This is a genomic window from Azospirillum sp., from assembly GCF_035627195.1.
Classification (GTDB): domain Bacteria; phylum Pseudomonadota; class Alphaproteobacteria; order Azospirillales; family Azospirillaceae; genus Azospirillum.
The window spans coordinates 1-8,639 of record NZ_DASPMG010000154.1 but is presented as its reverse complement, the minus strand read 5'-3'; the positions used below and the strand labels follow the sequence as shown (position 1 = coordinate 8,639).

Below are 8,639 nucleotides of genomic sequence, written 5' to 3'. Positions count from 1 at the left end.
CTGGGCGGCGATACCCTGTTCGGCGGGCAAGGCGACGACGCGCTGTTCGGCGGCCAGGGCAACGACGTGCTGGCCGGCAACCTGGGAGCCGACACGCTGACCGGCGGCCTGGGTGCTGACGTGTTCCGCATCGGCGCGCCGGGCGAGGGGGTGGACGTGATCGCCGACTTCACCTTGGGCGAGGACAGGATCGCCGTGGTCGGGCCGAACTTCGGGGCGATCCCGGCGGGTAACCTGTCGGCCGGCCACTTCGCCTTGGACAACCCGACCACGGTCGGGGCGATGTTCGTGTTCAACACGCGCAGCGGCATGCTGTCCTTCGACGCCGACGGCTCGGGCGCCGGGGCGGCGGTGGCCATCGCCACGCTCAACGTCCGTACCCTCAGCTATACCGACATCCTGGTCACCGGTTCGGGCACGTAACCCGATCGTGCGGTGTGCGGCGGGCGGCGGGCGCTGAGGCTTACCCGCTGCACACAGGCTTCGTCCCCGCGCCCGGTTGTTTCCGGGACGGCTCTGCCCATATGAGTTCCGGTTGACGCTCTCCCCGGCCTTCGCGCCGGGGAGAGTCGTTTTCGGACCCCGGAACAGGGCGACCGCGCATGCTGAGACCGCTTTACAACTGGATCCTCAGGCGCGCCGCCCGCCGCGACGCCGTGTGGTGGATGGCGGGGGTGTCCTTCGCCGAAAGCTCGTTCTTCCCGCTGCCGCCCGACGTCATGCTGGTGCCGATGTGCCTGGCGGAGCCGAAAAAGCTCTGGTGGTACACCAACGTCTGCGCCTTCGCCTCGCTGATCGGCGGCTTCTTCGGCTACGCGATCGGCTTCTACTTCTTCGACACGATCGGGCGCTGGATCTTCGACCTGTACGACCTGTGGGACGCCTATTACGGCTTCCAGGAGTCGTTCAACCACGTCGGGCCGTGGCTGCTGATCCTCAAGGGCGTGACGCCCATCCCGTACAAGCTGCTGGCCATCACGGCGGGCATCGCGAAGATGGACATCGTCATCTTCGCGCTGTGTTCGCTGGTGGCGCGGTTCTCGCGCTTCTACATGATCGCCATCCTGCTGCACTTCTACGGGCCGCAGGTGCAGCAGATCATCGAGAAGCGGCTGATGCTGGTCACGACCATCCTGGTGGTCGTCGTGGTCGGCGGGCTGCTCAGCTTCAAGTTCGTCTGAGGCCGCCTTGGACGCTTGAGGGGCCGGTCAGGGCGGCGAGCCCTGATCCGGCCGGTCCTGGCGGGCGGCGGGCAGCGAGTCGCGGTCCTGGCGGTCGCGCCGCACCATGACGGCCAGCGCCACCGCGATGGCGATGCCGCCCAGCACGGGCAGGGCCGCTTCGCCGATCGTGACGTCGGGGCGCGCGACGAGGCGTATGGCGAGCATCAGCAGGCCGGCCAGCAGCAGTACGGCGAACACCACCGCGGAGGTTTTGCGGCGGCGCGGTGCGCCGTTGGAAGGAGCGTTCATTTGGGCCGTTCCCTTTCTGGTTGGCTTCCCGGCATAGTGGGGCGAACCGTTCTCCAAGTCACAAGAAGAAAACAGGAGTGCCGATGTTCCGTCCACTGGTCGCCACGTTGACCCTGATCGTGCTGGCCGGCTGCGCCGATGAGCCGGCCCGCCGCCCGGGGACCGGAGCGCCGCCGCCGCCCGTCAGTGCCGCCCCGTCCGCGCCCGCAACCGGCGCCGTGGCGCCGCGTGCGGTGACCCCGCCCGCCGCGGCCCGCCCGCAGGCGGCGCCGCAGGACAGCGTGCGCATCGAGGCGGAGGGCATGGAGTCCTGCATGCGCCAGTGCGAGCGCAGCAACAATTCCTGCATGGATTCGGTTGCGGCGCGTCCCCCGGTCGGGTCCGACGGCACGCTGGAGCAGGAGCGGGCGCGGCCCTTCACGCGCACCGACAACTGCGGCTACCAGATGCGCCAGTGCATCGCGCGCTGCCGGCCCTAGGATTCGGCGATGGCGAAGAAGGGTGATTCGGGCGCAGGCCTGTTCGAAGGGGCGGCTCCGCGGCCGCTCGCCGACCGGCTGCGCCCGAAGACCCTGGGCGAGGTCGTCGGGCAGGAGCACCTGCTGAAGCCCGACGGCCCGCTGGGCCGCATGGTGGCGGCGCACCGGCTGGCCTCGATGATCCTGTGGGGGCCGCCGGGCTGCGGCAAGACGACTATCGCCCGGCTGCTGGCGCAGACCACCGAACTGCATTTCGAGCCGCTGTCGGCCGTGTTCTCCGGTGTGGCCGACCTGCGCCGCGTGTTCGACGCGGCGCGGGAGCGGCGGGCGGCCGGGCGGGGCACGCTGCTGTTCATCGACGAGATCCACCGCTTCAACCGGTCGCAGCAGGACGGCTTCCTGCCCTATGTCGAGGACGGAACGGTGACGCTGGTCGGCGCCACCACCGAGAACCCCTCGTTCGAGCTGAACGCCGCGCTGCTGTCGCGCTGCCAGGTGTTCGTGCTGAACCGCCTGGACGACGCCGCGCTGGAACGGCTGCTGAGCCGGGCGGAGGCGGAGACGGGGCGCGCGCTGCCGGTGGACGCCGACGCACGCGCCGCGCTGAAGGCCATGGCGGACGGCGACGGCCGCTTCTGCCTGAACCTGTGCGAGGAGCTGTTCGCGCTGCCGGACGGGACCGTGCTGGACACCAACGCGCTGACCACCACCATCCAGCGCCGCGCCCCCGTCTACGACAAGGCGCAGGAGGGGCACTACAACCTCATCAGCGCGCTGCACAAGTCGCTGCGGGGTTCGGACACCGACGCCGCGCTCTACTGGTACGCGCGCATGCTGGCCGGCGGCGAGGACCCGCGGTACATCGCCCGCCGCCTGACCCGCTTCGCCGTCGAGGACGTCGGCTTGGCCGATCCCAACGCGCTGACGCAGGCGGTGGCCGCCTGGGAAACGTACGAGCGCCTGGGCAGCCCGGAGGGCGAGTTGGCGATCGCGCAGCTGGTCATTTATCTCGGCACGGCGCCCAAGTCGAACGCGGCCTACACGGCCTACAAGGCGGCGGTTCGGGTGGCGAAGGAGACCGGCTCGCTCATGCCGCCCAAGCACATCCTGAACGCGCCGACCAAGCTGATGAAGCAGATCGGCTACGGCAAGGGCTACGAGTACGACCACGACACGGCCGAGGGCTTCTCCGGCCAGAACTACTTCCCCGACGGCATGCCGCGCCGGGAGTTCTACCAGCCCGTCGAGCGCGGCTTCGAGCGCGAGATCCGCAAGCGCCTGGACTATTGGGCCAAGCTGCGCGGGCGGAAGGCGGGGGAGGCGTGACAACCTACCTCTGGGTCGCGCTGGGTGGCGCCATCGGCTCGGTCGCCCGGTTCTGGGCGGGCGGCGTGGCCGTGGCCGCGATGGGCGAGGCGTTTCCGTGGGGCACGCTGATCGTCAACGTGCTGGGCTCCTTCATCATCGGCGCCACTGCGGCGCTGACCGGGCCGGAGGGGCGGCTGGAGGTGCCGGGCGACGCGCGGGTGTTCGTCATGGTCGGCCTGTGCGGCGGCTTCACCACCTTTTCCTCCTTCAGTTTGCAGACGCTGGGGCTGATGCAGGACGGGGCGTGGCTGCGTGCCGGGGGGAACGTGGTGCTGTCGGTGCTGCTGTGCCTGATCGCCGTGTGGGCCGGCCATGCCGCCGCTTCCCGTCTTTGAGCGCTTCGTCGCCATCGACTGGTCCGGCGCGCGCGGGCCGCGCTACGCCGGGATCGCGGTGGCGGAGTGCGGGGCCGGCACGGCGCCGCCGCGCCTGATTCCGCCACCGGACGGGTGGTGGTCGCGCCGGGCGGTGCACGACTGGCTGCTGGCGGGGCTGGAGCGCGGGCCGGCGCTGGTCGGCATCGACTGCGCCTTTTCGCTGCCCTTCGCGGTGGCGGATGCCTATTTCCCCGGCCGGGACGCCACCGTCTTCGACCTGTGGGACTTGGTGGAGGAAGCCGCGGGCGGAGCGAGCGACTTCCTGGGGGCACCGTTCGCCGAACACCCGGCCTACGTCGGCGGCTTCTGGAGCCGGGGGTTGCAGCCGGACTGGTACACCGACCCGCACCGCCTGACCGAGCGTGTGTGCCGCGCCGACGGCTATGGCAGCCCGCAGAGCCCCTACAAGCTGATCGGCTCCAAGCAGGTGGGCAAGGGCGCGCTGGCCGGCATGCGGATGCTGCGGTCCCTGCGGCTGGCTGCCCCCGGCCGCGTCGCCGTGTGGCCGTTCGAAGAGCCGGCGCCGGGCAGCACCGTGTTCGCCGAGATCTACCCGCGCCTGTTCCTGAAGCGCGCCGGTTTCGGCCTGCGCAAGATCCGCTCGCCGCTGGACGTGGACGCGGCGCTGGCCCACCTGGGCTCCGCCCCGGCGGCATTGCCGGACGCGGTCAGCGACCACGACGCCGACGCGCTGGTCTCCGCCGCCGGCCTGCGCTGGCTGGCGGCGCGGCCGGAGGTGTGGCGCCCGGCGGCCCTGGACGAGCAGGCGCGCCGGCAGGAGGGGTGGATCTTCGGTGTGGGCGACCGGGCCGCCTGAGGCTATTCCGCCAACCCCAGCCGGTCCAGCACGCGCTTGCGCGCCGCGCCGCGCTCCTGGTCGGAGACGTGCAGCAGGCCGCCGATGCGGCGCAGCAGGTTGGATTCCAGGTCGGCGACGCGGCCGTCGGCGTAGACCACCTCCCACAGCATCTCGATGATCCACACCCGCTCGTCGGGCGGGCAGCGGGCGATGATGGTCTGCACGTAGTCGAACAGGCCGGCGCCTTCCTGCGTCGTGGCCTCGGCGTGGCGCAGCAGGGCGCGGGCGTCGCCGGCGTCCAGGCCGAAGCGCTGGCGGACCAGCGTCAGGATGCGCGCGCGCTCGGCCTCGTCGATGGTGTCGTCGCTGCGCGCGACCTCCACCAGGAGGGCGGCGGCGGCCATGTGCAGGGCGTCGCGGCGGCGGGCGGGCGCCTCGTCGCTGCGGTCGTCGAACAGGGCCAGGATGCGGTCCAGCATGGGCGGATCCTTGTTGCGGGTGCCTTATGATATGGGAATGCCGCGCCGCCGATGCAGGCCGCGTGACAATCGCCGCGGTCTTCTGTCTAATCCGCCGCGTTCGAGGACGAGGATGACGGGCATGAGCGCGGTCGAGACACGCACGGTGACGAAGGACGAGGCGGACATCCGCCTGGACCGCTGGTTCAAGCGCCACTTTCCGGAGCTGACGCACGGCCGCCTGCAAAAGCTGCTGCGCACCGGGCAGGTGCGCGTCGACGGCAAGCGGGCCGACGCCGCCACGCGGCTGGAGGCCGGGCAGAGCGTGCGCGTGCCCCCCCTGGGCGACGCCCCGCCCGCCACGGCGGTGACCCGCAAGCCCGCCCCGGCGCTGACCGAGAAGGACGCGGCGGCCCTCCAGGCCCGCGTGCTGTACAAGGACGACGACGTCATCGCCCTGGACAAGCCGGCCGGGCTGGCCGTGCAGGGCGGCACCGGCACGTCCAAGCACCTGGACGCCATGCTGGACGCCCTGCGCTTCGGCGCCGCGGAGCGGCCGAAGCTGGTGCACCGGCTGGACAAGGACACCTCCGGCGTGCTGCTGCTGGCCCGCACCACCTTCGCCGCGTCGAAGCTGACCGAGACGTTCCGCGGCCGCGACGCGCGCAAGATCTACTGGGCCGCCACGGTGGGCGTGCCGAAGCCCTACCAGGGCAAGATCGACCTCGCCTTGGCCAAGGAGGGCGGGCCGCGCGGCGAGCGCGTGGCCGGCGACGAGGACGAGGGCAAGCGCGCCGTCACCGTCTATTCGGTGCTGGAGAACGCCGGCAAGCAGGCGGCCTTCGTGGCGCTGTGGCCGCTGACCGGGCGCACGCACCAGCTGCGCGTCCACATGGCCGCACTGGGCACGCCGGTGCTGGGCGACGGCAAGTACGGCGGGCAGGGCGCCTTCCTGCCCGGCGCCGAGGTGCCGAAGAAGCTGCACCTGCACGCCCGCCGCCTGGTCATCCCGCACCCGCGCGGCGGCAAGACCATCGACGTGACCGCCCCGCTGCCCGAGCACATGGCGGCCACGTGGCGCTACCTGGGCTTCAGCGCCAACCTGCGCGAGGACCCCTTCGCCGACTTCGAATAGACGGGCCGGATTGAGCTTTTCCCGGCCCGCCCCCACCTGTGGTAACCCACGCGACCCGACACGGTAACGACGCCCGCATCCCATGGCCGCACCGCTCCGCCTCGCCCTGTTCGACTGCGACGGCACGCTGGTCGATTCCCAGCACGCCATCGTCGATTCCATGACCAAGGCGTGGCGCGACCACGGCCTGGGCGTGCCGGACGCCAATGCGGTGCGCCGCATGGTCGGCCTGCCGCTCCAGCAGGCGATCGCGACGCTGGCCCCGCAGCTGGACGCCGAGGCGGCGCTGGAGGTGGCGGACAGCTACCGCGACCACTTCTTCGACCTGCGCCGCACCGGCGCGCTGGAGGAGCCGCTGTTCCCTGGCATCCTGGAGACGCTGGACGCGCTGGAGGGGGCCGGCGTCCTGCTGGGTGTGGCCACCGGCAAGTCGCGGCGCGGCCTGCTGGCGGTGCTGGAGCGGCACGGGCTGCGCGCCCGGTTCGTGACCTTGCAGACGAGCGACGACGGCCCCGGCAAGCCGCACCCCGACATGGTCTTCCGCGCCCTGTCGGAGAGCGGGGTGGAGCGGGGCGGGGTGGTGATGATCGGCGACACCACCTACGACATGCAGATGGCGCGCAACGCGCGGATCGCCGCGCTGGGCGTGTCGTGGGGCTACCACGCGGTGGCGGAGCTGCGGGCGGCGGGCGCCGGCCGCATCGTCGATGCCGGGGAGGAGATCGCCCCGGCGGTGCTGGCCCTGCTGGACGAGCAGGTTTCCTGAAGGGTTCGATTCGATATGAAGCGTTTCTACACATCCGTGAGCGTCGAGAGCACCGATGGCGGCTGGGACGTCCGCCTCGACGGCAAGGTGATCCGCAGCCCGGCCAAGGCGCCGCTGGTCTTCGCCTCCCGCGCGTTGGCCGAGGGTGTCGCCGCCGAGTGGGAGGCGCAGGGCGAGCAGGTGCAGCCCAACGCCATGCCGCTGATGCAGCTGGCCTCCACCGCCGTGGACGTGGTCGGCAAGCAGCGCGACGGCATCGTCGCGGCGGTCGCCAAGTACGCCGAGACCGACCTGCTGTGCTACCGCGCCGAGCACCCGCGCGAGCTGATCGACCGGCAGGCCCGCGCCTGGCAGCCGCTGCTGGACTGGGCGACGCTGCGCTACGACGCGCCGCTGCACGTCTGCGCCGGCCTGATGCCGAAGCCGCAGCCGGCCGACGCCACCCGCGCGCTGCGCCACGCGGTGGAGGCGCTGGACGACTGGACCCTGTCGGCGCTGCAGTCGGCGACGGGTGCGTGCGGCTCCCTGGTGGTGGCGCTGGCGCTGATCGAGGGGCGGATCGACGCGGCCGAGGCCTTCGAGGTGTCGCAGGTCGACGAGACCTTCCAGATCGAGCAGTGGGGCGAGGACCCCGAGGCCGCCAAGCGCCGCGCCGGCCTGCGCGAGGACATCGTCTCCGCCCGCCGCTTCGTGGACCTGCTGCGCGCGGGCTGACCCGGCCGGCTGATGGGGCCGGCGGATGCAACGCAATGCAACCGGATGCAACGCATTTCGCGATGTGTTGCATCCGGCCACGCCGTGTCGTTTTGGGGGGCGTTCCGGGGGTGGGCGCGCGCGGGCGCACGGCGCCGCATTATCGGATACAGAATATCTCCAGTAGGAATTCTGTCAACGACAAGGTCGCGCTGGCCCCCGGACCGGCGGTGCGTCAGCTGTGCAGGCCGGGCGCCTCGTGGCCGGTGCGCGCCACGTATTCCGTGTAGCCGCCGCCGTACTGGTGAATGCCCTCCGGCGTCAGTTCCAGCACCCGGTTGGACAGCGTCGCCAGGAAATGCCGGTCGTGCGACACGAACAGCATGGTGCCTTCGTAAGACGACAGCGCCGTGATCAGCATCTGCTTGGTGTCGAGGTCCAGGTGGTTGGTCGGCTCGTCCAGCACCAGGAAGTTCGGCGGGTCGAACAGCATGGTCGCCATCACCAGCCGGGCCTTCTCGCCGCCCGACAGCACGCGGCACTTCTTTTCCACGTCGTCGCCGGAGAAGCCGAAGCAGCCGGCCAGCGCTCGCAGCGACCCCTGGTTCGCCAGCGGGAAAGACGCCTCCAGGGACTCGAAGATGGTGCTGTCGCCGTCCAGCAACTCCATGGCGTGCTGGGAGAAATAGCCCATCTTGACGCTGCCGCCGACCGTGACGGTCCCGGCGTCCGGTTCGGTGGCGCCGGCCACCAGCTTCAGCAGCGTCGACTTGCCCGCACCGTTGACGCCCATGACGCACCAGCGCTCCTTGCGGCGAATGGTGAGGTCGAGCCCCTGGTAGATGGTGCGGCTGCCGTAGCCCTTGTGCACGTTCTTCAGAACGGCGACGTCCTCGCCCGAGCGCGGGGCCGGCGGGAAGTCGAACGCCACGACGTGGCGGCGCCGCGGCGGCTCGAACCGCTCGATCTTGTCCAGCTTTTTCACCCGGCTCTGCACTTGGCTGGCGTGCGAGGCGCGGGCCTTGAAGCGCTCGATGAACTTCAGCTCCTTCGCCAGCATGGCCTGCTGGCGTTCGAACTGCGCCTCCTGCT

At 71.3% G+C, this 8,639-nt stretch carries 11 protein-coding genes and 1 pseudogene; 9 read left to right on the top strand and 3 right to left on the bottom strand.

The annotated features are described in order from the left end of the window. Nucleotides 1–423, top strand: a pseudogene (locus VED21_RS14240) (calcium-binding protein); the annotation flags it as partial. 179 nt (nt 424–602) lie between these two features. After that, nucleotides 603–1,181, top strand: coding sequence for a YqaA family protein (locus VED21_RS14235; RefSeq protein WP_324883033.1), 579 nt, complete (start codon nt 603–605; stop codon nt 1,179–1,181). Between the two features lie 27 nt (nt 1,182–1,208). Here the strand turns inward: VED21_RS14235 and VED21_RS14230 are convergent, their stop codons facing one another. After that, entirely contained in the window at nt 1,209–1,472 is a 264-nt protein-coding gene (locus tag VED21_RS14230; protein WP_324883032.1) for a hypothetical protein, read from the bottom strand. A gap of 83 nt (nt 1,473–1,555) precedes the next feature. On the opposite strand from VED21_RS14230, the gene VED21_RS14225 reads away from it, so the two are divergent. From VED21_RS14225 to VED21_RS14210, 4 genes are read left to right on the top strand one after another with little or no spacing between them, the layout of a single operon-like run. Beyond that, nucleotides 1,556–1,951: a hypothetical protein gene (locus tag VED21_RS14225; protein WP_324883031.1), complete on the top strand. Its 396-nt coding sequence runs from the start codon at nt 1,556–1,558 to the stop codon at nt 1,949–1,951. Nucleotides 1,952–1,960: 9 nt separating this feature from the next. Next, the gene (locus tag VED21_RS14220) at nt 1,961–3,277 is read left to right on the top strand and encodes a replication-associated recombination protein A (RefSeq protein WP_324883030.1); all 1,317 of its coding nucleotides are present in this window, start codon (nt 1,961–1,963) and stop codon (nt 3,275–3,277) included. Then, a complete protein-coding gene (gene crcB, locus VED21_RS14215) occupies nt 3,274–3,654 on the top strand; it encodes a fluoride efflux transporter CrcB (protein WP_324883029.1) in 381 nt (126 codons plus the stop codon). The genes VED21_RS14220 and crcB overlap by 4 nt, the downstream gene beginning before the upstream one ends. Continuing rightward, nucleotides 3,632–4,513, top strand: coding sequence for a hypothetical protein (locus tag VED21_RS14210; protein ID WP_324883028.1), 882 nt, complete (start codon nt 3,632–3,634; stop codon nt 4,511–4,513). The genes crcB and VED21_RS14210 overlap by 23 nt, the downstream gene beginning before the upstream one ends. A 2-nt stretch (nt 4,514–4,515) precedes the next feature. Here VED21_RS14210 and VED21_RS14205 read toward each other — a convergent pair whose 3' ends face one another. Further along, nucleotides 4,516–4,974, bottom strand: coding sequence for a TerB family tellurite resistance protein (locus VED21_RS14205; protein WP_324883027.1), 459 nt, complete (start codon nt 4,972–4,974; stop codon nt 4,516–4,518). 121 nt (nt 4,975–5,095) lie between these two features. On the opposite strand from VED21_RS14205, the gene VED21_RS14200 reads away from it, so the two are divergent. The 3 genes from VED21_RS14200 to VED21_RS14190 all read left to right on the top strand — a co-directional run bounded on the left by VED21_RS14200 (nt 5,096) and on the right by VED21_RS14190 (nt 7,568). Continuing rightward, nucleotides 5,096–6,088, top strand: coding sequence for an RluA family pseudouridine synthase (locus VED21_RS14200; protein ID WP_324883026.1), 993 nt, complete (start codon nt 5,096–5,098; stop codon nt 6,086–6,088). An 82-nt stretch (nt 6,089–6,170) separates the two neighbouring features. Next, entirely contained in the window at nt 6,171–6,854 is a 684-nt protein-coding gene (locus VED21_RS14195; protein ID WP_324883025.1) for an HAD-IA family hydrolase, read from the top strand. Nucleotides 6,855–6,869: 15 nt separating this feature from the next. Continuing rightward, nucleotides 6,870–7,568 carry an ATP12 family chaperone protein gene (locus tag VED21_RS14190; protein WP_324883024.1) on the top strand — a complete coding sequence of 233 codons (699 nt, stop codon included), beginning with the start codon at nt 6,870–6,872 and terminating at the stop codon, nt 7,566–7,568. 214 nt (nt 7,569–7,782) lie between these two features. On the opposite strand, the gene VED21_RS14185 is transcribed toward VED21_RS14190, so the two are convergent. Continuing rightward, nucleotides 7,783–8,639, bottom strand: an 857-nt coding sequence (locus VED21_RS14185; protein ID WP_324883023.1) for an ABC-F family ATP-binding cassette domain-containing protein, incomplete at its 5' end; no start/stop codon positions are given.

Bases quoted from the DNA above. Each gene is read 5' to 3' on its own strand.
- VED21_RS14210 (WP_324883028.1), top strand. From the start codon at position 3,632: ATGCCGCCGCTTCCCGTCTTTGAGCGCTTCGTCGCCATCGACTGGTCC.
- VED21_RS14235 (WP_324883033.1), top strand. From the start codon at position 603: ATGCTGAGACCGCTTTACAACTGGATCCTCAGGCGCGCCGCCCGCCGC.
- VED21_RS14230 (WP_324883032.1), bottom strand. From the start codon at position 1,472: ATGAACGCTCCTTCCAACGGCGCACCGCGCCGCCGCAAAACCTCCGCG.
- VED21_RS14200 (WP_324883026.1), top strand. From the start codon at position 5,096: ATGAGCGCGGTCGAGACACGCACGGTGACGAAGGACGAGGCGGACATC.
- VED21_RS14225 (WP_324883031.1), top strand. From the start codon at position 1,556: ATGTTCCGTCCACTGGTCGCCACGTTGACCCTGATCGTGCTGGCCGGC.
- VED21_RS14205 (WP_324883027.1), bottom strand. From the start codon at position 4,974: ATGCTGGACCGCATCCTGGCCCTGTTCGACGACCGCAGCGACGAGGCG.
- VED21_RS14190 (WP_324883024.1), top strand. From the start codon at position 6,870: ATGAAGCGTTTCTACACATCCGTGAGCGTCGAGAGCACCGATGGCGGC.
- VED21_RS14220 (WP_324883030.1), top strand. From the start codon at position 1,961: ATGGCGAAGAAGGGTGATTCGGGCGCAGGCCTGTTCGAAGGGGCGGCT.
- VED21_RS14195 (WP_324883025.1), top strand. From the start codon at position 6,171: ATGGCCGCACCGCTCCGCCTCGCCCTGTTCGACTGCGACGGCACGCTG.